The 24,569-nt window shown below is 70.3% G+C and carries 17 protein-coding genes; 7 read left to right on the forward strand and 10 right to left on the reverse strand.

The genetic code is table 11. The features are described 5' to 3' along the window. Positions 1-138: 138 nt before the first annotated feature. Positions 139-885: a response regulator gene (locus O1G22_RS25490; RefSeq protein ID WP_225096135.1), complete on the forward strand. Its 747-nt coding sequence runs from the start codon at positions 139-141 to the stop codon at positions 883-885. A gap of 9 nt (positions 886-894) precedes the next feature. Here O1G22_RS25490 and O1G22_RS25495 read toward each other — a convergent pair whose 3' ends face one another. Continuing rightward, positions 895-2,070: a winged helix-turn-helix domain-containing protein gene (locus O1G22_RS25495; RefSeq protein WP_270083431.1), complete on the reverse strand. Its 1,176-nt coding sequence runs from the start codon at positions 2,068-2,070 to the stop codon at positions 895-897. A gap of 63 nt (positions 2,071-2,133) precedes the next feature. Continuing rightward, on the reverse strand, positions 2,134-2,703 hold the full coding sequence (locus O1G22_RS25500) for a GNAT family N-acetyltransferase (RefSeq protein ID WP_270083432.1): 570 nt from the start codon (positions 2,701-2,703) through the stop codon (positions 2,134-2,136). Positions 2,704-2,955: 252 nt separating this feature from the next. Here O1G22_RS25500 and secA point away from each other — a divergent pair, with 252 nt between their 5' ends. Beyond that, complete coding sequence (secA, locus tag O1G22_RS25505) at positions 2,956-5,763, forward strand: preprotein translocase subunit SecA (RefSeq protein WP_270083433.1); 2,808 nt, start codon at positions 2,956-2,958, stop codon at positions 5,761-5,763. Between the two features lie 66 nt (positions 5,764-5,829). Here the strand turns inward: secA and O1G22_RS25510 are convergent, their stop codons facing one another. Continuing rightward, on the reverse strand, positions 5,830-6,348 hold the full coding sequence (locus O1G22_RS25510) for an Rv3235 family protein (RefSeq protein WP_270083434.1): 519 nt from the start codon (positions 6,346-6,348) through the stop codon (positions 5,830-5,832). A gap of 297 nt (positions 6,349-6,645) precedes the next feature. On the opposite strand from O1G22_RS25510, the gene O1G22_RS25515 reads away from it, so the two are divergent. Both O1G22_RS25515 and O1G22_RS25520 read left to right on the forward strand, forming a co-directional pair. Next, entirely contained in the window at positions 6,646-7,161 is a 516-nt protein-coding gene (locus O1G22_RS25515) for a DUF6912 family protein (RefSeq protein ID WP_270083435.1), read from the forward strand. Positions 7,162-7,218: 57 nt separating this feature from the next. Then, on the forward strand, positions 7,219-7,887 hold the full coding sequence (locus O1G22_RS25520) for an HAD family hydrolase (protein WP_270083436.1): 669 nt from the start codon (positions 7,219-7,221) through the stop codon (positions 7,885-7,887). A gap of 188 nt (positions 7,888-8,075) precedes the next feature. Here the strand turns inward: O1G22_RS25520 and O1G22_RS25525 are convergent, their stop codons facing one another. Next, a complete protein-coding gene (locus O1G22_RS25525) occupies positions 8,076-8,642 on the reverse strand; it encodes a DJ-1/PfpI family protein (protein WP_270083437.1) in 567 nt (188 codons plus the stop codon). 523 nt (positions 8,643-9,165) lie between these two features. Here O1G22_RS25525 and O1G22_RS25530 point away from each other — a divergent pair. Beyond that, positions 9,166-14,103, forward strand: coding sequence for an NAD-glutamate dehydrogenase (locus O1G22_RS25530; protein ID WP_270083438.1), 4,938 nt, complete (start codon positions 9,166-9,168; stop codon positions 14,101-14,103). A gap of 132 nt (positions 14,104-14,235) precedes the next feature. Continuing rightward, entirely contained in the window at positions 14,236-15,729 is a 1,494-nt protein-coding gene (locus O1G22_RS25535) for a hypothetical protein (RefSeq protein ID WP_270083439.1), read from the forward strand. Positions 15,730-15,805: 76 nt separating this feature from the next. Here the strand turns inward: O1G22_RS25535 and O1G22_RS25540 are convergent, their stop codons facing one another. From O1G22_RS25540 to O1G22_RS25555, 4 genes are all read right to left on the reverse strand, one after another. Continuing rightward, positions 15,806-17,485, reverse strand: coding sequence for a glycosyltransferase family 2 protein (locus tag O1G22_RS25540; protein WP_270083440.1), 1,680 nt, complete (start codon positions 17,483-17,485; stop codon positions 15,806-15,808). After that, positions 17,482-19,686 carry a CDP-glycerol glycerophosphotransferase family protein gene (locus tag O1G22_RS25545; RefSeq protein ID WP_270083441.1) on the reverse strand — a complete coding sequence of 735 codons (2,205 nt, stop codon included), beginning with the start codon at positions 19,684-19,686 and terminating at the stop codon, positions 17,482-17,484. The genes O1G22_RS25540 and O1G22_RS25545 overlap by 4 nt, the downstream gene beginning before the upstream one ends. 217 nt (positions 19,687-19,903) lie before the next feature. After that, positions 19,904-20,719 (reverse strand): ABC transporter ATP-binding protein, encoded by an 816-nt coding sequence (locus O1G22_RS25550; RefSeq protein WP_270086540.1) that lies wholly within the window; start codon positions 20,717-20,719, stop codon positions 19,904-19,906. Positions 20,720-20,780: 61 nt separating this feature from the next. Next, positions 20,781-21,692: an ABC transporter permease gene (locus O1G22_RS25555; protein ID WP_270083442.1), complete on the reverse strand. Its 912-nt coding sequence runs from the start codon at positions 21,690-21,692 to the stop codon at positions 20,781-20,783. Between the two features lie 206 nt (positions 21,693-21,898). Between O1G22_RS25555 and O1G22_RS25560 the strand changes: the two genes are divergently transcribed. Beyond that, positions 21,899-22,525 (forward strand): TetR/AcrR family transcriptional regulator, encoded by a 627-nt coding sequence (locus tag O1G22_RS25560; protein ID WP_270083443.1) that lies wholly within the window; start codon positions 21,899-21,901, stop codon positions 22,523-22,525. Here the strand turns inward: O1G22_RS25560 and O1G22_RS25565 are convergent. Both O1G22_RS25565 and galE read right to left on the reverse strand, forming a co-directional pair. Next, the gene (locus O1G22_RS25565; RefSeq protein WP_270083444.1) at positions 22,497-23,468 is read right to left on the reverse strand and encodes an ADP-ribosylglycohydrolase family protein; all 972 of its coding nucleotides are present in this window, start codon (positions 23,466-23,468) and stop codon (positions 22,497-22,499) included. The genes O1G22_RS25560 and O1G22_RS25565 overlap by 29 nt on opposite strands. A gap of 10 nt (positions 23,469-23,478) precedes the next feature. Beyond that, positions 23,479-24,459, reverse strand: coding sequence for a UDP-glucose 4-epimerase GalE (gene galE, locus O1G22_RS25570; RefSeq protein ID WP_270083445.1), 981 nt, complete (start codon positions 24,457-24,459; stop codon positions 23,479-23,481). Between the last annotated feature and the right edge of the window lie 110 nt (positions 24,460-24,569).

Raw genomic sequence — 24,569 nt, forward strand, 5'->3', positions numbered from 1 at the left:
CGACCACTTCACGCCCCGCACGTCACCTCGGTGTCGCCCGGGCATGAAATCATGGCCGGACCGGCCCAACCGGTGGGCCGTTGCCTTGGGTTGGCGATGGCGCAGGACGACAGGCCACAGCCTTCAGGGGGAGGAACGATGGCGGACACCTTCGGACCGATGCGGGACGAAGACGCCGACGACGGTGTCATCGGCGAGGGTCCCGACGCGGGCTCTTCACGCGCGGAGCCGATCAGGGTCCTGGTCGTGGACGACCACGCCCTCTTCCGGCGCGGCCTGGAGATCGTGCTCGCGGCCGAGGAGGACATCCAGGTCATCGGCGAGGCCGGCGACGGCGCCGAGGCCGTGGAGAAGGCCGCCGACCTGCTGCCCGACATCGTGCTGATGGATGTCCGCATGCCCAAGCGGGGCGGGATCGAGGCCTGCACCTCCATCAAGGAGGTCGCCCCCAGCGCGAAGATCATCATGCTGACGATCAGCGACGAGGAGGCCGACCTCTACGACGCGATCAAGGCGGGCGCGACCGGATACCTCCTCAAGGAGATCTCCACGGACGAGGTGGCGACCGCCATTCGCGCGGTGGCCGACGGGCAGTCGCAGATCAGCCCGTCCATGGCGTCCAAGCTCCTCACCGAGTTCAAGTCGATGATCCAGCGCACCGACGAACGCCGGCTGGTGCCCGCGCCGAGGCTGACCGACCGGGAGCTGGAGGTCCTCAAGCTCGTCGCCACGGGGATGAACAACCGGGACATCGCCAAGGAACTGTTCATCTCCGAGAACACCGTGAAGAACCACGTCCGCAACATCCTGGAGAAACTCCAGCTGCACTCCAGGATGGAAGCCGTGGTCTATGCGATGCGGGAGAAGATCCTCGAAATCCGGTAGGGCAGGGGGTCAGCCGAGGGCGCGGGCGAGTTCCCTCACCAGGGGTTCGCGCAGTTCGGGTGCGTCCACGCGCTCGACGCGGACGTCCGTGCAGTCCACCCAGCCGGCCGCCTCGATCAGGGCCTGGGCGACCGCCGGGACCGCCTTCGCACCGTCCAGGGTGACCTGCTTGGCCACCAGCGTGCGGCCCTCACGGGCCGGGTCGACCCGTCCGACCAGCAGGCCGCCCGCCAGCACCGGCATGGCGAAATAGCCGTACACACGCTTCGGCTTGGGGACGTATGCCTCCAGGCGGTGGGTGAAGCCGAAGATCCGCTCTGTGCGCGCCCGCTCCCAGATCAGCGAGTCGAACGGCGACAGCAGCGTCGTACGGTGGCGGCCTCGCGGGGGTGCCGCGAGGGCTGCCGGGTCGGCCCAGGCGGGGCGGCCCCAGCCCTCGACCTCGACCGGGACCAGCCCCGAGTCGGCGATCACCGCGTCGACCTGCTCGCCCTTGAGACGGTGGTAGTCGGCGATGTCCGCGCGCGTGCCCACGCCCAGGGACTCACCGGCCAGCCGGACCAGCCGGCGCAGGCACTCGGTGTCGTCCAGCTCGTCGTGCAGCAGCGCGTCCGGGATCGCGCGCTCGGCGAGGTCGTACACCCGCTTCCAGCCGCGGCGCGCCACGCACACCACCTCGCCGTACATCAGCGCGCGCTCCACGGCGACCTTGGTGCCCGACCAGTCCCACCAGTCGCTCGTCCTCTTCGCGCCGCCCAGCTCCGTGGAGGTCAGCGGGCCCTCCGCGCGCAGCTGCTTGATGACCTGCTCGTAGGTGCCCTCGGGCAGCTCGTGGTTCCAGTGCGGGCGGTGCCGGTAGGCGCGGCGGCGGAACGCGAAGTGCGGCCACTCCTCGATCGGCAGGAGGCAGGCCGCGTGCGACCAGTACTCGAAGGCACGCGTGCCGCTCCAATAAGCGGCCTCGACCGTCTTGCGGCCGACCGCGCCGAGGCGGGCGTACGGCACGAGTTCGTGCGAGCGGGCGAGGACCGAGATCGTGTCGAGCTGGACCGCGCCGAGGTGGCGCAGCACCCCGCGGACACCGGCCCGCCGGTCGGGCGCGCCGAGGAAGCCCTGGGCCCGCAGGGCGATACGGCGGGCGTCGTCCGCGGTGAGGATGGTGGTCGGGCGCGGAAGGGTCGTCATGCCCCGGACCCTAGAGGCCGCCACTGACAGTCCGTCCTGAGCTGGGCGTTCGCCCGGCCCAGGTCAGTTTCGGGCGGGCAGGTACGGCGCCGTGGAGGGCAGGCCCAGGTCCGAGGGGAGCAGAGAGCCGACCCAGCAGTCCCGGCGCACCCCCTTGTTGTTGACCGCGGAGCGCAGGGTGCCTTCGATGGTGAAGCCCGCGCGTTCGGCGACCGCGCGGGAGGGGTGGTTGCCGACCTCGGCACGCCATTCGACCCGGTCGACGCCCACCTCGGTGAAGATCCACCGGCAGGCGGTGAGGGTGGCCTCGGTGACGTAGCCGCGCCCGCGGTGTTCCGCCGTCGCCCAGAAGCCGACCTCCGCCACGCCGAGCGAGCGCAAGGTGAGACTGAGCATGCCGGCGAGTTCCCCGTCCGGCAGGAAGACGCCGAAGGTGAACATCGAGCCCTGTGCCCAGCCGTCGGGGACCAGCTGCTCCGTGAAGCCACTCGCGTGTTCGGGCAGGTAAGGGGACGGGACGGTGGTCCAGCGCTGGATGCCCGGGTCCTGGGCGGCCTTGTAGACGGCCTGCGTGTCGTGCGGGCCGACCGTGCGCAGGATCAGACGGTCCGTGGTGAGTGTGACGGGTTCCATCGCCCGATTGTGCTGGGCGTCCCGCGCGCGGGCTATCGTTTTTCGCTATGCGTGAGCGGGCGATCACATTTCGCGCAATTCCTCGTGCCGGTGCGGCACTATCCGCGTGCCCCGTCCGTTGTCCTGGATGAAGCAGCCGTCGGGCCGCCAGGCCTCCCGGCCCAGCCGGGTCCTCGCATACGATGGCCGTTGCTCAGTACGTCAAATGGAAACCGACCGTCCCAGGCCCGACCGGCAAGGAGACAAACCCCCGTGTCCGTCCTCTCGAAGATCATGCGTGCAGGCGAAGGCAAGATCCTGCGCAAGCTGCACCGCATCGCGGACCAGGTCAACTCCATCGAAGAGGACTTCGTCGACCTCTCCGACGCCGAGCTGCGGGCCCTCACCGAGGAGTACAAGCAGCGGTACGCCGACGGTGAGAGCCTGGATGACCTGCTCCCCGAGGCGTTCGCCACCGTCCGCGAGGCCGCCAAGCGCGTCCTCGGCCAGCGGCACTACGACGTGCAGCTGATGGGCGGCGCCGCCCTCCACCTGGGCTACGTGGCCGAGATGAAGACCGGTGAGGGCAAGACCCTCGTCGGCACGCTACCCGCGTATCTGAACGCTCTGTCCGGCGACGGCGTCCACCTCATCACGGTGAACGACTACCTGGCCGAGCGCGACTCCGAGATGATGGGCCGCGTCCACAAGTTCCTGGGCCTGAGCGTCGGCTGCATCCTCGCCAACATGACGCCGGCCCAGCGCCGCGAGCAGTACGCGTGCGACATCACCTACGGCACGAACAACGAGTTCGGCTTCGACTACCTGCGCGACAACATGGCGTGGTCGAAGGACGAGCTGGTGCAGCGTGGCCACAACTTCGCCATCGTCGACGAGGTCGACTCCATCCTCGTCGACGAGGCCCGTACGCCGCTGATCATCTCCGGCCCGGCCGACCAGGCCACGAAGTGGTACGGCGACTTCGCCAAGCTGGTCCTGCGCCTGAAGAAGGGCGAGGCCGGCAACCCGCTCAAGGGCATGGAGGAGACCGGCGACTACGACGTCGACGAGAAGAAGCGCACGGTCGCCATCCACGAGGCCGGCGTCAGCAAGGTCGAGGACTGGCTGGGCATCGACAACCTCTACGAGTCGGTGAACACCCCGCTGGTCGGCTACCTGAACAACGCCATCAAGGCCAAGGAGCTGTTCAAGCGCGACAAGGACTACGTCGTCATCGACGGCGAGGTCATGATCGTCGACGAGCACACGGGCCGTATCCTCGCCGGCCGCCGCTACAACGAGGGCATGCACCAGGCGATCGAGGCGAAGGAAGGGGTGGACATCAAGGACGAGAACCAGACGCTCGCCACGATCACCCTGCAGAACTTCTTCCGCCTCTACGCCAAGCTCTCCGGCATGACCGGTACGGCGATGACCGAGGCCGCCGAGTTCCACCAGATCTACAAGCTCGGCGTGGTCCCGATCCCGACCAACAAGCCGATGATCCGCAAGGACCAGTCGGACCTGATCTACCGCACCGAGGTCGCCAAGTTCGAGGCGGTCGTCGACGACATCGCGGAGAAGCACGAGAAGGGCCAGCCGATCCTCGTCGGCACGACCTCCGTCGAGAAGTCGGAGTACCTCTCGCAGCAGCTCTCCAAGCGCGGCATCCAGCACGAGGTGCTCAACGCCAAGCACCACGAGCGCGAGGCGTCGATCGTCGCGCAGGCCGGCCGCAAGGGCGCGGTGACCGTGGCCACCAACATGGCCGGCCGTGGTACGGACATCAAGCTCGGCGGCAACCCCGAGGACCTCGCCGAGGCGGAGCTGCGTCAGCGCGGCCTCGACCCCGAGGAGCACATCGAGGAGTGGGCGCAGGCACTGCCCGCCGCCCTGGAGAAGGCCGAGCAGGCGGTCAAGGCCGAGAAGGACGAGGTCGAGGAGCTCGGCGGGCTGTACGTGCTGGGCACCGAACGGCACGAGTCGCGCCGTATCGACAACCAGCTGCGCGGTCGTTCCGGCCGCCAGGGCGACCCCGGCGAGTCCCGCTTCTACCTCTCCCTGGGCGACGACCTGATGCGTCTGTTCAAGGCCCAGATGGTCGAGCGCGTGATGGCCATGGCCAACGTGCCGGACGACGTGCCGATCGAGAACAAAATGGTCACGCGCGCGATCGCGTCCGCGCAGTCGCAGGTCGAGCAGCAGAACTTCGAGACCCGTAAGAACGTTCTGAAGTACGACGAGGTGCTCAACCGGCAGCGCGAGGTCATCTACGGCGAGCGCCGCCGGGTGCTGGAGGGCGAGGATCTGCACGAGCAGGTCCAGCACTTCATGGACGACACGATCGACGCGTACGTGAGCGCGGAGACCGCCGAGGGCTTCCCGGAGGACTGGGACCTGGACCGGCTGTGGGGTGCCTTCAAGCAGCTCTACCCGGTGAAGGTCGACATCGATGAGCTGGAGGAGGCCGCCGGTGACCGGGCCGGTCTGACCGCCGAGTTCATCTCCGAGTCCATCAAGGAAGACATCCACGAGCAGTACGCGGCCCGGGAGACGCAGCTCGGCTCCGAGATCATGCGTGAGCTGGAGCGCCGGGTCGTGCTGTCGGTCCTCGACCGCAAGTGGCGTGAGCACCTCTACGAGATGGACTACCTCCAGGAGGGCATCGGCCTGCGCGCGATGGCGCAGAAGGACCCGCTGGTCGAGTACCAGCGCGAGGGCTTCGACATGTTCACCGCGATGATGGAGGGCATCAAGGAGGAGTCCGTCGGCTATCTGTTCAACCTGGAGGTCCAGGTCGAGCAGCAGGTCGAGGAGGTCCCGGTCGAGGCTGAGCCGGCCGCCGAGGGTGTCCAGGAGACGGTGCCGGCACAGGCCGGGGCCCGTCCCGAGATCCGGGCGAAGGGGCTGGACGTTCCGCAGCGGCGGGATCTGCACTTCTCCGCGCCGACGGTGGACGGCGAGGGCGGCATCGTCGAGCGTGACCTGGAGGACGAGGAGCCGGTGCGTTCGGAGGCGGACGGGCTGACGCGGGCCGAGCGGCGGCGGCAGGCCAAGGGCGGGCGGCGCCGGAAGAAGTGACGGGCGTTCGGCTGCCGAGCTGAGCCGAGTGGGGCCGGGTTCCTTCGGGAGCCCGGCCCCCTTGCGTCATGCCGTCGGTCGGGAGCGGGCCGCGGCCTCTACCGCTGTGCAGCGCCAGCGGAGGTCCTGGCCCAGTTCCAGGCGGAAGGCCAGCGCGCGGAGCTGGTCGCCGGCGGCGATGCGGGCGAAGACCTCAAGGGCGCCGTCGCAGGGGACGTAGTAGCCGATGTCGTGGATGACCGGACGGGAGCCGCGGGTGCGCAGGGGGCTGCGTTCGGCGAGGCGGGTCAGGTCGTCGTAGGCGCGGCCGGCGGTGTGGCGGAGCATCCAGTGCACGGGGCGCTGACCGCTCAGGACGGCCACCAGACGGTCCGTGAAGAGATCCGTGGGCCGTAGCTGGGGCTGAGCGGCCGCAGCGGCTGTGCGGGGCCTCTCGGGCGTCCTGAGGGCGGCCGGGGTCATGGCCCGGCTGCTCCTCGTCGGCGGCTTGCGGGGCGGGGCGCCGGCCGGGCGGCGGGTGTCGTGGCGGGTCGGCGGGCGGTGGCGCGGGCGGGACTGGGCGGTACGGCTCATGACCTTGTTCATGGAGTCCCCGTTCGGCGGGCCCGGTTGATACCGGGCGGTAACTCGCTGGTGGGGATCTTGTACGGGGGTGGGGAGCCGGGTGGCAAGGGTGGCGGTACCGGCCGAGGAGGGGCGGAAAAGTTCGCTTATCCGAGGGACCCGGGGCACCCGGCAGCCCGGTATGCCGGGGGTGCCTCGGGTGAATTCGCGGCCTGGTGCTGACGGCTTCCGGGGTGCGGGCAGGGACTCGAAAGGGGACCCGCGCACGTATCCTGAAGGCCTTCGAGCCTTGCCCTTGATCAGGAAAGAGCGGCCAGCATGCGCGTCTACGTCCCCCTGACCCTCCCCGCGCTCGCCGAGGCGCACAAGACGGGTGAGCTGGGGAGCGGCCCCTTCGTCGCGTACGCCGTCACGCCCGCGTTGCGCGAGTGGTACCTCTCCGAGGACATCGAGGAGCTGGAGTACGCCGCGCTCAGCCGGGCCGCGCTGGCTTCGCTGCGACGGCTGGCGGCCGATCCGGGTGCGGTACGGCGCCGGGTCGTGGTCGCCGTGGACGTGCCCGACGGTGCGGCGAGCGTCGATCCGGACCGTGGGCTGGACCCGTCCGCGCTGGGCGAGGTGACCGTGACGTCGAGCGTGCCGCTCGCGAAGGCGGCCGCGGTGCATGTCGACGCCGATGACGCGGAGCAGGACGTGGCCGCGGCGGCGGAGGCGCTGGAGGCGGCCGACGGCGGGGACGACGACGCGCAGTTCGTCGTGGACGGGGCGGACGACCACGAGCTGCTGTGGTACGCCACGCAGGAGATTCCCAACCTGGTCGGTTCGGGCGCCTGACGCCTGCGCCGGCGTCCGGCCGGGTGATTGTCAGTGGGGGCGAGTACGGTCTTCGGCATGGGGATGCACGGAAGCGCGCACATCGTCTGGGACTGGAACGGGACGCTGTTCCACGACAATGACGCGATCATCGGGGCGACGAACGCGGCCTTCGCCGAGCTGGGGCTCGCGCCGATCACGCTGGAGGAGTACCGGGCGCTGTACTGCGTGCCGGTGCCGAAGTTCTATGAGCGGCTGCTCGGGCGGTTGCCGACCGAGGCCGAGTGGGAGCTGATGGACGGGGTGTTCCATCGGCACTATGCCGAGCAGCGGGAGCGGTGCGGGCTGACCGAGGGAGCTGCGGAGCTGCTCGCCGGGTGGCGCACCGCGGGGCACAGTCAGTCGCTGCTGAGCATGTACGGGCATGAGGAGCTGGTGCCGCTCGTGCGGGGGTTCGGCATCGAGGCGCACTTCCTGCGGGTCGACGGGCGTACGGGGCCGTCCGGGGGGAGCAAGGCCGAGCACATGGTGCGGCATCTGGAGGCGCTGGGGGAGGGCGTCGCGGCCGCGCGGACCGTGGTGATCGGGGACGCGGCGGATGACGCGGTCGCCGCGCGGGAGGTCGGGGCGCGGGCTGTGCTGTACACCGGGGGGTCGCACAGTCGGGCCAGCCTTGAGGCAGTGGGGGTGCCGGTGGTGGACACGCTGGTGGAGGCGGTGCGGGAGGCACAGCGAATAGCCGCGTAGCCGAGTGGGTGCCTTGTTCGGGTGCCGGGTGTCGCTCTTCGAGCAGGGGGTAACCCCAGCGCCCACCTGTGCCGCCCTGGGGGTACCCCCTGCTCGAAGAGCTTGGGGGAGGCACGACTGCCGCAGCTACGGGGGTGGGCGCCACCGTCAGCCACGACCGTCTGCCGGTCACCGCCCCCGCCCCGTCCTCACCCCACCGGCGCCGTCACCCGCAGTACCTTCAGGAATTCGCGCATCCACGCCGGGTGGTCCGGCCAGGCTCGGGAGGAGATCAGGGTGCCGTCGACGACCGCTTCGGCGTCCTGGAAGTCCGCACCGGCTGTCTGCATGTCCGGTTCGAGGGCGGGGTACGCCGTGACGCGGCGGCCGCGCAGGGTGTCGATCGCCGCAGTGAGCAGGGGGCCGTGGCAGATCTGGGCGACCGGCTTGTCGGCGTCGAAGAAGGCCTTGAGGATCTTGCGGAGTTCGGGATCGTTGCGCAGATACTCCGGTGCCCGGCCGCCGGGGATGACGAGGGCCACGTACTCGCCGGGGTCGACGTCGGCGAAGGCCAGGTCGGCGGGCCAGGTGTAGCCGGGCTTCTCGGTGTAGGTGTCGTAACCGGGCTCGAAGTCGTGGACGACGAAGCGCAGGGTCTTGCGGGAGGGGGCGGCGATATGGACCTCGTAGCCCTCCTCGCGCAGGCGCTGATACGGGTAGAGGACTTCCAGGGACTCCGCTGCGTCGCCGGTCACGATCAGGATCTTCGCGGGCATGTCGGTTCCTTCGGGCAGACAGACCTGACACTGACACCTACCCGGACGAGCCCCCCGCCTACCCGGACCGGATACGTCACCCACCCTCACCCCGCCGCTGTGCAGAACGTCAAACTTCGGCCCCCTGTTTTGTACACATACGGCTCATGACGGCCCCGGGGTGAGGAGCGATAGCCTTGTGGCGTGATCAGCGCGATATCTCGCGGGGACGATCGTGTCCCTGCCCTGCGCCCGGGTTGCACGGAACACCTCCGTGACCGGGCGGCGGTCGCTGGTCTTCGCGGGCGGGGCGGGGCCGCAGGAGCTCCCAGGACGCCGAGGGCAACCCTGGACACGGCTGTGCCGAGAGCAGCGTCACGTCCGACGGACGTGCCGACAATGGCCGAATTCCCCCCGCTCATCTCACCTCGCGGCATAGCGTCTGAACGGTCCGGACACCCCGGGCTGTGGCGTCGAGCCGGAGGGAAAGAGACCGTACTTCCTTCTACGTCACGCAACGGCGCGCGACAGGAGCCAGAGGACAATGCAGACCAAGCTGGACGAAGCCAAGGCCGAGCTGCTCGGAAGGGCTGCCCGGGTAGCTGAGAACAGCCCGGTCGGGGGGCACCTACCGACCGGGACCGCGGGCGAGGGCTCCCCGGACACCCCGGACAGCGAGTCCGTGCTCGCGTTCCTCCAGCGCTACTACCTGCACACCGCCCCGGAAGACCTCGCCGACCGCGACCCGGTCGACGTCTTCGGTGCCGCGGTCTCGCACTACCGGCTCGCCGAGAACCGCCCCCAGGGCACGGCGAACGTGCGGGTGCACACCCCGACCGTGGAGGAGAACGGGTGGACCTGCAGCCACACCGTGGTCGAGGTCGTCACCGACGACATGCCCTTCCTCGTCGACTCCGTCACCAATGAGCTGACCCGGCAGGGGCGGGGTATCCATGTCGTCATCCATCCGCAGTTCGTCGTCCGGCGGGACCTGACCGGCAAGCTGATCGAGGTCCTGGCCACCCCGCCCACCGGCGACCTCCCGCACGACGCGCACATCGAGTCCTGGATCCACGTCGAGATCGACCGCGAGACCGACCGCGCCGATCTGAAGCAGATCACCGCCGATCTGCTGCGCGTGCTGTCCGACGTCCGCGAGGCCGTCGAGGACTGGGAGAAGATGCGCAGCACGGCGACCCGGATCGCCGACGAGCTGCCGGACGAGGCCGCCCCGGGCGACCTGGTCACCGGCGAGGTCGAGGAGGCGCGTGAGCTGCTGCGCTGGCTGTCCGACGACCACTTCACCTTCCTCGGCTACCGCGAGTACCAGCTGCGCGACGACGACACCCTCGCCGCCGTGCCCGGCACCGGTCTCGGCATCCTGCGCTCCGACCCGCACCACGCCGAGGACGACCAGCACCCCGTCAGCCCCTCCTTCGAGCGGCTGCCCGCCGACGCCCGCGCCAAGGCCCGCGAGCACAAGCTGCTCGTGCTGACCAAGGCGAACAGCCGGGCCACCGTGCACCGGCCGTCGTACCTGGACTACATCGGCGTCAAGAAGTTCGACGGGCAGGGCAACGTCGTCGGGGAGCGGCGGTTCCTCGGACTGTTCTCCTCCGCCGCGTACACCGAGTCCGTGCGGCGTGTCCCCGTCATCCGCCGCAAGGTCGACGAGGTGCTGCAGCGCGCCGGGTTCTCGCCCAACAGCCACGACGGCCGTGACCTGCTGCAGATCCTGGAGACCTACCCGCGCGACGAGCTGTTCCAGACGCCCGTCGCCGAACTGCAGTCCATCGCCACGAGCGTTCTCTACCTCCAGGAGCGCCGCCGGCTGCGGCTGTACCTGCGCCAGGACGAGTACGGGCGCTACTACTCGGCGCTCGTCTACCTGCCGCGAGACCGCTACACCACCGGCGTCCGGCTGCGGATCATCGACATCCTGAAGGAGGAGCTCGGCGGCATCAGCGTCGACTTCACCGCCTGGAACACCGAGTCGATCCTGTCCCGGCTGCACTTCGTCGTCCGTGTCCCGCCGGGCACCGAGCTGCCCGAGCTGTCGGACGCCGACAAGGACCGCATCGAGGCCCGCCTGGTCGAGGCCGCCCGCTCCTGGGCCGACGCGTTCGCCGAGGCGCTGACCGCCGAGTGCGGTGAGGAGCGCGCGGCCGAGGTGCTGCGCCGCTACAACCACGCCTTCCCCGAGGGCTACAAGGCCGACCACACCCCGCGCGCCGCGGTCGCCGACCTGGTCCACCTGGAGCAGCTCAGCGAGGACAAGACCTTCAGCCTGAGCCTGTACGAGCCGGTGGGCGCGGGCCCCGAGGAGCGCCGGTTCAAGATCTACCAGAAGGGCGGCTCGGTCTCCCTCGCCCAGGTGCTGCCGGTGCTCAGCCGGCTCGGCGTCGAGGTCACCGACGAGCGGCCGTACGAGCTGCGCTGCGCGGACCGTACGACGGCGTGGATCTACGACTTCGGTCTGCGCGTGCCCCAGGCGGCGGGCGGCGGGGAGTACCTCGGCGACGACGCCCGTGACCGCTTCCAGGAGGCCTTCGCCGCCACCTGGACCGGCAAGGCGGAGAACGACGGCTTCAACGCGCTGGTGCTGAGCGCCGGGCTGTCCTGGCGGGAGGCGATGGTGCTGCGCGCCTACGCCAAGTACCTGCGGCAGGCCGGTTCGACCTTCTCCCAGGACTACATGGAGGACACCCTCCGCAACAACGTCCACACCACCCGCCTGCTCATCTCCCTCTTCGAGGCGCGGATGTCCCCGGACCGGCAGAAGGCCGGGCTGGAGATCACCGACGCGCTGCTGGAGGAGCTGGACGCGGCCCTGGACCAGGTGGCCAGCCTGGACGAGGACCGCATCCTCAGGTCCTTCCTGACCGTCATCAAGGCGACGCTGCGCACGAACTTCTTCCAGGAGACGATCGACGGCTCGCCGCACGACTACGTGTCCATGAAGTTCGACCCGCAGGCCATCCCGGACCTGCCCGCGCCGCGCCCGGCGTTCGAGATCTGGGTGTACTCGCCGCGGGTCGAGGGCGTGCACCTGCGCTTCGGCAAGGTCGCGCGCGGCGGCCTGCGCTGGTCCGACCGGCGTGAGGACTTCCGTACCGAGATCCTCGGCCTGGTCAAGGCGCAGATGGTGAAGAACACCGTCATCGTGCCGGTCGGCGCCAAGGGCGGCTTCGTCGCCAAGCAGCTGCCCGACCCGAGCGTGGACCGTGACGCGTGGCTGGCCGAGGGCGTCGCCAGCTACAAGACGTTCATCTCGGCGCTGCTCGACATCACCGACAACATGGTCGCCGGCCAGGTCGTGCCGCCGCAGGACGTGGTCCGGCACGACGGCGACGACACCTACCTGGTGGTCGCCGCCGACAAGGGCACCGCGACCTTCTCGGACATCGCCAACGGGGTCGCCGAGAAGTACAACTTCTGGCTCGGGGACGCCTTCGCCTCCGGAGGCTCGGCCGGTTACGACCACAAGGGCATGGGCATCACCGCACGCGGCGCCTGGGAGTCCGTCAAGCGGCACTTCCGTGAGCTGGGCGTGGACACGCAGAGCGAGGACTTCACAGTCGTCGGCATCGGTGACATGTCCGGTGACGTGTTCGGCAACGGCATGCTGCTCTCCGAGCACATCCGTCTGGTCGCCGCCTTCGACCACCGGCACATCTTCCTCGACCCCACCCCGGACGCGGCGACGTCGTACGCCGAGCGCCGCCGGCTGTTCGAGCTGCCCCGTTCCTCCTGGGCGGACTACAACACCGAGCTGCTGTCGGCGGGCGGCGGGATCTTCCCGCGCAGTGCCAAGTCGATCCCGGTCAACGCCCACATCCGCGAGGCCCTCGGCATCGAGGACAAGGTCACCAAGATGACCCCGGCCGACCTGATGAAGGCGATCCTGCACGCGCCGGTCGACCTGCTGTGGAACGGCGGTATCGGCACGTACGTGAAGTCGTCGGCGGAGTCCAACGCCGACGTCGGCGACAAGGCCAACGACGCCATCCGCGTCGACGGCAGCGCCCTGCGCGTCAAGGTCGTCGGCGAGGGCGGCAACCTGGGTCTGACCCAGCTCGGCCGGATCGAGTTCGCCATGCACGGCGGCAAGATCAACACCGACGCGATCGACAACAGCGCCGGTGTGGACACCTCCGACCACGAGGTGAACATCAAGATCCTGCTGAACGGCCTGGTCGCGGACGGCGACATGACCGTCAAGCAGCGCAACAAGATCCTCGCGGAGATGACCGACGAGGTCGGCGCGCTGGTGCTGCGCAACAACTACGCGCAGAACACCGCCCTGGCCAACGCGCTGTTCCAGGCCAAGGACATGCTCCACGCCCAGCAGCGGTTCCTGCGCCACCTGGTGCGCGAGGGGCATCTGGACCGGGCGCTGGAGTTCCTGCCCGCCGACCGCCAGATCCGTGAGCGCCTGACCCAGGGCCTGGGCCTGACCGGCCCGGAGACGGCCGTCGTGCTGGCGTACACGAAGATCACGGTCGCCGAGGAGCTGCTGGCGACCTCGCTGCCGGAGGACCCGTACCTGCGCAGCCTGCTGCACGCGTACTTCCCGACGGCGCTGCGCGAGCGCTTCACCGAGGCGATCGACAACCACCCGCTGCGCCGCGAGATCACCACGACCGTGCTGGTCAACGACACGGTCAACACGGGCGGTACGACGTATCTGCACCGTCTGCGCGAGGAGACCGGCGCCTCCCTGGAGGAGATCGTCCGGGCGCAGACCGCGGCCCGCGCGATCTTCTGCTCGGCACCGGTGTGGGACGCGGTGGAGGACCTGGACAACAAGGTCGACGCCGACGTCCAGACCCGGATCCGGCTGCACTCGCGCCGACTGGTCGAGCGCGGCACCCGCTGGCTGCTCAACAACCGGCCGCAGCCGCTCCAGCTCGCCGAGACCGTCGAGTTCTTCGCCGAGCGCGTCGAGCGGGTCTGGCAGGAGCTGCCGAAGCTGCTGCGCGGCGCGGACCTGGAGTGGTACCAGCACGTGTACGACGAGCTGTCCGCGGCCGGTGTCCCGGACGAGCTCGCCACGCGCGTGGCCGGGTTCTCCTCCGCCTTCCCGGCGCTCGACATCGTCTCGGTGGCCGACCGCACCGGCAAGGAGCCGCTCGACGTCGCCGAGGTCTACTACGACCTCGCCGACCGGCTGAACATCACCCAGCTGATGGACCGCATCATCGAGCTGCCCCGCGCCGACCGCTGGCAGTCCATGGCCCGCGCCTCCATCCGCGAGGACCTGTACGCGGCGCACTCGGCGCTCACCGCGGACGTCCTCGCGGCCGGCAACGGCACGTCGACGCCCGAGCAGCGCTTCAAGGCGTGGGAGCAGAAGAACGCGCCCATCCTGAGCCGGGCGCGCACCACCCTGGAGGAGATCCGCGGTTCGGAGACCTTCGACCTCGCCAACCTGTCGGTGGCGATGCGCACGATGCGGACGCTGCTGCGCACGCATTCGTAAGCCCGTGCGGCAGTGACCGCACCGATGACGCCCCGGGCACCCAGCGGCCCGGGGCGTCTCCCTGCTTGCCGACCCTCGGGGAACCTGGGCTAGGGTCGCAGGATGCAAGCTGCACCGTCTGACACCCAGCCCATGAGCCGGCCGGTGTCACCGCAGAACAACACCACCCGGCGGGCCGGCCGGGCGCTGCCGCAGGCCGCCGCCGTGCTCGTCGTGGTGTTGCTCCTCCTCGTGATCGTCCGGCTGCCGTGGGCGGGCGACCTCGGCATGCACGCGGCCACCGTCGAGCGGCTGCGCCACAACCTTCTGCATCCCGGCAATCCGCTGGTCGACGCGGACACGCCGAGCCCGTACTACTCGCCGTGGATGCTGGTGCTGGGCGTGGTCGCCAAGCTGACCGGCCTGTCGGTGTGGGTCGTGCTGCGCTTTGCCGCGGTCGTCGGACTGGGGCTGCTGATCACGGGGGTGTGGCGGTACGTCCGTACCCTCAGCGCCCATCGCGCGGCGCCCGCCCTCGCGCTGCTCAGCCTGGTCTTCCTCTGGGGCCCGGTGCTGTTCAACTGGTCCGGCTTCGTGGGCCTGAACTCCCTCGCGCTGACGGTGGCGTACCCCAGCGTGTTCGCGCTCGGTCTCACCTTCCACTTCTGGGCGTGGCTCACGCGCGCGATGCGTGAGCCCGAGCCGGCTTCGTGGGGGCGCTGGGCGGCGCTGGGCCTGCTGTGGGGGCTGATCCTGCTCTGCCACCAGTTCACCGGCGTCGTGGCGTCCCTGGGGGCGCTGGCGATGGTGATCGCGGCGCGGCCGGGCCGTGCGGTGCTGCTGCGGCTGGGTGCCGCGCTGGCGCTGGGCATGCTGCTGCTGGGCCTGTGGCCGTACTACGACTTCTTCTCGCTGTTCTCCGCGGGCGGGAACCTGGAGGCCATACACAAGCCGCTGTACGAGAACCTGGCCGAGCGCTTCGGGTTCGTCCTGCTGGGCGTCGCCGCGCTGGGCTTGCGCCTGCGCCGGGACCGCTGGGACCCGCTGGTGCTGTTCTTCGTCCTGGGCGCGCTGATGTTCGCCGCGGGCGGTCTGAGCGGCCACTACTCCTGGGGCCGCGCCATGCCCGCCGCGCTGATCCCGGCCCAGCTCGCTGCCGCGCTGGAGGCCGTGGCGGCGGGGCGGCGGGCAGTGCGGGCCGGCTGGGCGTGCGTGCTCGGCGTCGTGCTGGCCGCGGGGGCGTGGACGCAGGTCGGGACGCTCGGGTATGTGATCCCGAAGAGCGCGCTGCCGTCGGTCGTCGCGGACAAGTACCACACGCCGTGGGTGGGCTACCACTGGATCACGCCCTGGGTGAAGTACGGCGACGTGGTGATGGCCAGGACGACCCCGGCGCGGCAGATCCCGGCCTACGGGCCGTACACCGTGGCCCCCGGGTATCCGGACTTCTTCCTGAAGGACGAGAAGAGCCGGAACGCGGCGGTGGACCGGTACTTCGCCGCCGGGACGTCCGCTGCCGAGCGGCAGGGGATTGCGCGGGAGTACGGGGTGCGGTGGGTCGTGGGACCGAAGCGGCTGGCCGGCCCGGGTCTGCAGAAGGTGACCACGGGCCCGGCCCACCAGGTCCTGTTCCGCGTGGTGCGCTGAGCCACGTACGTCTGAATGCCGGAAGGGGCGCGGGGAAGTTCCCCGCGCCCCTTCCGGCACATCCGGCGCTAAGACGTCACCGCAGCACGCTCGACAGCAGCTTCGCCGCCTTGCGGATCTTCGGGCGGTCGACCTTCTGGACGACCGGGCGGATCACCTTGGCCGTGACCCCCACCGGGCGCCAGCGGATCTGCAGGCGGCCGGGGTTGCGGCCCTCCGGCTCTATCGTCACGTCGTGCGGGGTCGCGCCGGAGCGGTAGTCCACGCGGGCCGTCATCGTCGGGAAGTCCAACGGGGCCAGCAGGATGCCCGAGTGGGCCAGGCCCTGCTGCTGGAGGCGGATCTGGGGGTGCCGCAGGCCCTCGAAGCCCTGGAGGGGGAGCGGGGCGGCCGACAGATCCAGGCGGACCGTGCCCTCGAAGAGACCCGGGCTGACCGGGTCCAGACGGAACGGCACCGTCATCCTCTTGTTGCCGGGGGACAGCAGGAGGCTCGCGCGCTGCGGGCCCACCGGCAGGCGCAGGCCCGGGTCGTACGTGCGGATCGACAGGGTCAGAGTCGCGCCCTTGCCCCGCTCCAGCCCCGTGATCTCGTGCCGGAACTGTGCGCTCGGGAACGGCCGCGTGTCCAGCTCCAGGTCGGACAGGTCCAGTTCACGGCGGGCGCGGTCGGAGGAGGGGACCTCGGCGCCCCAGTAGGGAACGCCCGACGCGTCGGCCGTCACCTGGCGCGGTGCCACGCCGTTGCCGAGATCGCGCGCCGCGAGCTGGGCGTCGGCCAGGCGGCCGTCCCGCAGCAGCTCCAGCACGATCCGCTCCGGGCGCGGCAGCCGGGTGTACGCGCCGTCGGCCAGCGTCTCCAGGTACGGGTTCATGATCTCGGCGAAGGAGCGGATCCACTCCTCGTCGCGGTAGGGCAGGTCGCCGGCGTACAGGCTGAAGTCGTGCTTGAGGAACTTGAAGTCCTTGTCCTCGCGCAGCCCGGCGTGCTCGCTCCCCGCCAGGAAGTCGTCGATCATCCGGTGCACACGGATGCGGTCCTCGACATTGGAGATCTTGTGCCGCTGGTTGGAGATCGTGGCCGTGTCCGCGTCCGCGAACGGCTCGATGTACCAGAGGTACACCGGGTCCGGGATGATCGTGAACGCCTTCGCCAGACAGTACGACTGGATCGAGAACAGCTGGTCCTCGTAGTGGACCCCCTCCGGGAAGCGGAGGTTGTGGCGGTTCAGGAAGTCGGCGGTGTACATCCTGTTCGTCGACAGCGGCCAGAACAGCAGGTCCGGCTCCGACTCGATGTTCTCCACCGTGCGCCGCTCGGCGAACAGATGCGGCATCCAGGTGGTGCGGCGGCCGGTGTCCACCCGGAGGCGCTGGCAGGTGCCCATGGTGAAGTCCACCTCGCGCTCGCGGTGCGCGGCGAGCAGCACCTCCACCGCGTTGGCCGGGAGTTCGTCGTCGCTGTCGAGGAACATCAGATACGGCGCCCGGGCGATCTCGATGGCCCGGTTGCGCGGAGCGCTGCAGCCGCCGCTGTTCTCCGGCAGGCGGAGGTAGCGGATGCGCGCGTCCTGCGCCTCCAGCCGGCGCGCCACGGTGGGCGTGTCGTCGGTGGAGTGGTCGTCGCTGATGATGATCTCGATGTTCGCGTGCGTCTGCGCGCGCAGCGACTCCACGGCCCGGGGCAGGCGCTCCGCGTCGTTGAAGACGATGACCGTGACCGTGACGTCAGGGGTCGAGGTCGAGGTCGTGGTCATGCCGAGGCCTCCTCGGGGGTCGGGGCGGGGGTGCGTTCCTCAAGCGGGAGCACCGGGGGCAGGGACTCCTCCGGCTCGCCCAGGAACACTCGGCGTACGACCCGTTCGGCGGCGCGTCCGTCGTCGTACTCGCAGAACCGGCGGCGGAACGCGGCCCGTGCCTTCGCCGCGCTCTCGTCGCGCCAGGCGCCGGAGACGAAGATCTCCGTCAGCTCCTCCTGGGTGCGCGCGACCTGGCCGGGGTGCTCTTCCATCAGGTCGAAGTAGACGCCACGCGTGGTCCGGTACGTCTCCCAGTCGTCGGCGTAGACGACGATCGGGCGGTCCAGGTTGGCGTAGTCGAACATGATCGACGAGTAGTCCGTGACCAGCGCGTCGGCGGCCAGGCACAGCTCCTCGACGGGGTCGTAGGAGGAGACGTCGATGATCCGGCCGGAGCGGCGCAGGCCGGACAGGGGGGAGGCGGCGCCGCCGTAGAAGTAGTGGGCGCGTACCAGCAGGACCGTGTCCTCGCCGAGCCGGTCGGCGAGTTCGGCGAGGTCCAGGCGCGGGGTGAAGCCGGCCTCGTAGTCGCGGTGGGTCGGGGCGTACAGCACGGCCGTCTTGCCGGGGGCGATACCGAGGCGGCGGCGGGCGGCGCGCACGTCCTCGGCGGTGGCCGTGTAGAAGATGTCGTTGCGCGGGTAGCCGTAGTCCAGCGAGGTGTAGCGGGCCGGGTAGGCGCGCTCCCACATGCGGGTCGAGTGGCTGTTGGCGCTGACGCTGTAGTCCCACTTGTCGATGCGGGCCAGCAGGGCGTTGAAGTCCAGGCCCTTGGCGGCGGCCGGGTGCTCCATCTGGTCCAGGCCCATGCGCTTGAGCGGGGTGCCGTGGTGGGTCGACAGGTGGATCGCGTCGGGGCGCTTGACCACCGCGTTGGGGAAGTTGACGTTGTTCACCAGGTACTTGGCGGTCGCCAGGGTCTCCCAGTAGCGGCGGGTGCCCGGGACGACGTAGTCGGTGCCGGGCGGCAGCAGCGCCGTGTTGTTCTTCGCCACCACCCACACCGGGTGGATGTGCGGGGCCAGCTCCGCCATCTTGGCGGCGATCGCGGCCGGGTTGCAGGCCACGCCGCGCTCCCAGTAGGCGGCGAACACGGCCAGGTTCGGGTTGACCGGGCGGCTCAGGGCGCGCTGGTACTGCTGGTCGCGCAGCTTGGCGCCGAGCTCCTTCTTCCGCTCCTTCACGGCCTTCTTGGCGGCGCGGCGGGTGCGGTTGGCGGCCTGGAACGCGCGGTACTTGGTGTACGCGCCCTCCTCCAGCAGGGCGTGCCGTACGCCCTCCACGCCCGCGGGGCGCTCGTGGTTCTCGGGGCGCCAGCGGACCGCGGCGAGGGAGGCGCGGCGGAAGAACTCGCGCGCGACCGCGTCAGGCAGGTTCTCGCCGGCGAAGGTGCGCACCAGGTCGCGCATCATCAGGTCGTACAGCACCACGCGGGTGGCGCGGCGGTCCTTGGTGAGCGCGAGCAGCGACTCGTAGCGCTCGATGAGCGCGAAGCGGTCCTCGGGGGCGAGCGGCGGCAGGCTCTCGGGGCGCAGCTCGCGGTTCTCGTACGCCGCCTGGTTCAGGCAGGCGACGCGGCCGGCGTGCAGCAGGGTCGCGTGCGCGGCGTACGGCTCGTCGCCGGTGGTGAGCTGCTCCTCGTGCGCCCGCCAGAAGTCGGCGCGCAGCGCGCGGTTGCCGAGGATCGGGGTGAGGCGCACCAGGTCGGCGGCCTCGTTCAGGGGGAGGGCCTCGCGGCCGACGGCGGCGAGCAGGCGGCCGTCGCGGGAGGCGCGGGCGGCGGTCTGCCAGGTGGTGACGACGTGGTCGAAGAGGAGTACGTCGACAGGGGTGTCCGAGGCGTCGAGCTCGGCGGTGCGCTCGGCGATCTGACGCGGGGCGCCGGTCGGCAGGCCGTCCTTGGCGTGCACGAAGTGCAGCCAGCGGCCGGAGGCGCGGGCAGCGCCGGCCGCGCGGGCCTCGGCGTCGCCGGTGCCCTCCGGCAGGGGGACGACGATCGTCTCGGGGGCGTGGCCCTCGGCCGTCTCCCGCGCCCAGTCGCCGACGGCGGCGACGACGATCTCGGCGTCGAGGAGGGGGTGGGCTTCCACGGAGTCCAGCAGCTCTGTCAGGTGCCCCTGTGCGTTCGGTCCGTAGACGATGACGCTGAGTTGGGGCATCGCAGAGGACTCCTTAAAGTTATTGGTGTGGCCACTCTTCATAACATATGTTCACTCAGTGGACGAAAGCGATCATGCCACGTGGAGCAAGAGATGGCCCTAGGCAGGAAGACGAACTTCCGTGGCCTGGGGTTTCTTCCCGCGTAACTTTCCGGCCGCCTTCTTACCGGCGTTTCTTGCGTTGCGCTTACTGTATCGACCCGGCGAAGGGGGCCCTTCAGGCCGCCTTCTTCTTGTCGCCGGTGAAGGCCTCGTACTCCTTCATGACGTCCTCGGTCGGCCCGTCCATGCGCAGCTCGCCGCGCTCCAGCCAGATGGTCCGCTCGCAGGTGTCGCGGATCGACTTGTTGTTGTGGCTGACCAGGAAGACGGTGCCCGCCTTCTCGCGCAGCTCGCGGATCCGCTCCTCGGAGCGCATCTGGAACCTGCGGTCGCCGGTGGCCAGGGCCTCGTCGATCAGCAGGACGTCGTGGTCCTTCGCGGCGGCGATGGAGAAGCGCAGCCGGGCGGCCATGCCGGAGGAGTACGTCCGCATCGGAAGGGTGATGAAGTCACCCTTCTCGTTGATTCCGGAGAAGTCGACGATGTCCTGATAACGCTCCCTCACCTCCTCGCGGGACATGCCCATGGCGAGGCCGCCGAGCCAGACGTTGCGCTCGCCGGTGAGGTCGTTCATCAGGGCCGCGTTGACGCCGAGCAGGGAGGGCTGGCCGTTGGTGTAGATGTGACCGTTCTCCACCGGGAGCACGCCGGCGATCGCCTTGAGCAGGGTCGACTTGCCGGAGCCGTTGGTGCCGATCAGGCCGACCGCCTCGCCCTTGTAGGCGACGAACGAGACCTTCTTCACTGCGTGCACCCGGCGCACGCCCGCCGCCTTCTCGGCCTGCTTGCGGCGCAGGATGCGGTTGAGGGCGGCGGTGGCGGAGCCGCGGCCGGAGCCGGTGCCGTGGACGCGGTACACGATGTCGACGTTGTCGACGACGATGGTGGGGATCTTCTCGCCGCTCGCGAGGCGCTCGCGCCGCTCACGCATCAGGCGTTCGTCGGCGGTCTCTTCGACGGTCTCGGAGATCTCGGGGTTCTCGGGAGTCTGCTCAGCCACGGCCGTACTTCTCCTCTGCCTTCCAGAAGTAGATGAAGCCGCCGATGCCGACGACCAGGGCCCAGCCGATCGCCGTGGGCCACACGTGCGGGGGCAGCTGCTTGGCGTGGAAGCTCTTGATCAGAGCGAACCGCATGAGGTCGATGTAGACGGCGGCCGGGTTGGTCTCCAGCAGGACCGTGACGATGTGCGGCAGGTGGTCCTTCTTGGTGAGGCTGTGGATGCTCCACATCACACCGGACACGTACATCCAGGTGCGCAGCACGAACGGCATCAGCTGGGCGATGTCCGGGGTCTTGGCGCCCATCCGCGCCATGATCAGCGACATTCCCGCGTTGAACACGAACTGCAGGACCAGCGCGGGGATCACCAGCAGCCAGGAGAAGGAGATCGGCACGCCCAGGCTGAGCAGGATGACGACCAGTGCGGCCATCGAGAACAGCAGCTGCTGGAGCTGCTGGATGCAGAAGGAGATCGGCAGGGCGGCGCGCGGGAAGTGCAGGGCGCGGACCAGACCGAGGTTGCCGGAGATCGCCCGGGTGCCGACCTGGATCGAGCTCTGCGTGAACGTCCAGACGAACACGCCCGTGACCAGGAACGGGATGTAGTCCGGGACGCCCTTCTTGGTGCCGAGCAGGACACCGAAGATGAAGTAGTAGACCGCCGCGTTCAGCAGCGGGGTCATGACCTGCCAGATCTGGCCGAGCTTCGCCTCGCTGTACTGCGCGGTCAGCTTGGCGGTGGCGAAGGCGGTGATGAAGTGACGCCGGGCCCACAGCTGGCGGACGTACTGGGGCAGGGTCGGGCGGGCACCGCTGACCGACAGGCCGTGTCGGGCGGCCAGCGCCGAGAGATCGTCGTCCGGGACCTGGGTGGGGGGCGGTGTGTGGAGGACCTGGCTCACATCCGCTGCTTTCGCTCGGGGGAGGGGGGATGCCGCGTCCGGCTGGCCGCCGGGGCCGCGTCGAGTTCAGCCGTCCGACGTTTTCCTTACGCTTCTCTTCACGTTCTCTTACGTCGAGACGGAACCGTATCGTCGCAACGGTGAGAGTAGAACCAATCGACGTCGGAACGCAACCGTTTCGTCGTCACGCACCTATGCTGTGAGACATGACGACGAACGCCGACGAGATCCCGAAGCGTGAACGCCGCAGGGCGCCCGCGGGGGCCGCCGTGCTCCGGGAGGATGTGACCGAGGCCATCCGGGCTGCGGTCTTCGAGGAGCTCGCGGCGGTGGGCTACGCCCGCATGTCCATCGAGGGCATCGCGCGCCGCGCGGGCGTCGGCAAGACCGCGGTGTACCGCCGGTGGCGTTCCAAGCTGCACCTGGTCCTGGACGTCGTCTCGGCGATGGCGGTGCTGGGCCTCCCGGTACCGGACACGGGTTCGCTGGAGGGCGACCTCCGCCTGCTGTACGAGGTCACGTCCCGCGCCCTGCGCCACCCGGTCGCCTCCCAGATCATTCCCGACCTCCAGGCCGAGGCGGCCCGCAATCCCGAGATCGCCGAGGCCTTCCAGAAGGCCCTGCGGGACGGCCAGGAGGGCGTGGCCAGCAAGATCGTGGCAGCGGCGGAGGCACGGGGCGAGGTGCGGGCGGGCATCGACGGCGACCTCGCCCTGGACCTGATCTCGGGCCCCCTGTACTGGCGAGCGGTGGTCATTCGCTCCCCCAAGCTGCCGAAGGGGTACCTGGAGCAACTGGCCCGGGCTACGGCCGGGGCGCTGAAGGCGCTGTAGCGGGCTCGTCCGGGCCGAGAAGCCGCTCGGTCAGCCGGGCCAGGTCCCGCGCCCGCAGCACCCGCCCCGCGAACCCCGGCAGCGGCACGTGAAGGGGCTCGGTCCAGCGGGCCGGTATCGCGCCCAGGCCGTACACCGCGCCCGCCAGCGCCCCGGTGACCGCCGCCACCGTGTCCGTGTCACCGCCGAGATCGATCGCGGCGCGCACCGCCTCCTCGTACGAGCCCGTCGTCCGCAGCGCCCACACGGCCGAGCCCAGGCAGGGCCAGACCGCACCGTTGAACTCCGTCGCCTGATCCGGGTGCCAGCCGGGAGAGAGGACGACGGCGTAGCGCTGCCGGTGGGTGGGGTCCAGAGCGGACAGGGTGTCCGGTACGGCGGTGAGCGGGTCCGCACCCGTCAAGGCCACCCGGATCAGTTCGTGCAGGGCTGCCGTGCCCTCCCAGGCGGCCGGGTCACCGTGTGTGAGGGCGGAGAGGCGGCGGGCGGCGGTCATCGTCGTCTCGCGGCCGTGGCGGGCGAAGTGGACCGCGGAAGGGGCCGCTCGCATCAGGGCGCCGTTTCCCGCTGCCCGCTGGTTGAACCGGAAGTGCAGCGCCGCGGCCGTGTCCCAGGGGTCGCCGCTGGTCAGGACGGCTTCCGTCTGGAGGCCGATGTCCTTCGGGCCGGCCGCCGCCCAGCGCTGGAAGCGGTGGAAGACGTCCGGGAGGTTCAGGCCGCCGCACTCCACCAGGGACTCGGCGGTCAGGATCGCCATCTGGGTGTCGTCCGTAGCCTCGCCCGGGTCCCAGCCGCCGCCCCCGCACATCTCGGCGCCGTACCCAGGACAGGGGAAGCGGGCCGAGAAGGCGCCCTCGGGGCCGAACTCGAAGGGGGCTCCGAGGGCGTCGCCCACGGCGGAGCCGAGTACGGCGCCCAGGGCGCGCTCGGTGAGACGGGTCATACCCGGCAGGCTAGGCGCGGGCCGCCTCGGGGTGGTGGTGGACCCAGCCCTCCCAGGCCGACGTGATCATGTCGTGGACGTCGTACTTGGCCTGCCAGCCCAGCTCCGTGGCGATGCGGTCCGCCGACGCGACCACGCGCGCGGGGTCGCCGGGGCGGCGCGGGGTGACCGTCGGCGGGCGGTCGTAGCCGGTGACGGCGTTGATGCGGTCGATCATCTCGCGCACCGACACGCCCTCGCCGCGGCCGATGTTCACGGTCAGGTCCCGGCCGGGGGCCGAGCGCAGCGCGCGGGCGACGGCCACGTGGGCCTCGGCCAGGTCGACCACGTGGATGTAGTCGCGCACACAGGTGCCGTCGGGCGTGGCGTAGTCGTCGCCGAAGATGCGCGGCGCCGCGCCCTCGGTGAGCTTCTCGAAGACCATGGGGATGAGGTTGAACACGCCGGTGTCGGCGAGCTCCGGGGTGGCCGCGCCCGCCACGTTGAAGTAGCGCAGGGACGCGGTGGACAGGCCGGTCGCCTTGCCCGTCGCGCGGACCAGCCACTCGCCGGCCAGCTTCGTCTCGCCGTACGGGGACATCGGGACGCAGGGGGTCTCCTCCGTCACCAGGTCGACGTCCGGCATGCCGTAGACGGCCGCCGAGGAGGAGAACAGGAAGGACGGGACCTCGGCCGCCGTGACCGCCTCCAGGAGCGTGCGCAGGCCCTCCACGTTCTCCCGGTAGTAGTGCAGCGGGAGGTCCACCGACTCGCCCACCTGCTTCTTCGCCGCGAGGTGCACGACCCCGCTGATCTCGTGCTCGGCGAGGGTGCGGGCCAGCAGGTCCGCGTCCAGCGTGGACCCCTCCACCAGCGGGACCTCCGCCGGCACGCGCGCGACGATGCCCGTGGACAGGTCGTCGTAGACGACCGCGCGTTCGCCCGCCTCGGTCATCGCTCGTACGACGTGTGCCCCGATGTATCCGGCACCGCCGGTGATCAGCCAGGTCATTACGGCCGTCTCCTTGCTCAATCGGCCCGTGGAACCGCTCGGTGGAGCAGCGGGCGTGTCTCAGTGAAGCAGCAGGTGCGTGGCACCCGCGAAGCGGCAGGCGCGCGGCA

It is taken from the genome of Streptomyces camelliae (genome assembly GCF_027625935.1).
Taxonomy (GTDB): domain Bacteria; phylum Actinomycetota; class Actinomycetes; order Streptomycetales; family Streptomycetaceae; genus Streptomyces; species Streptomyces camelliae.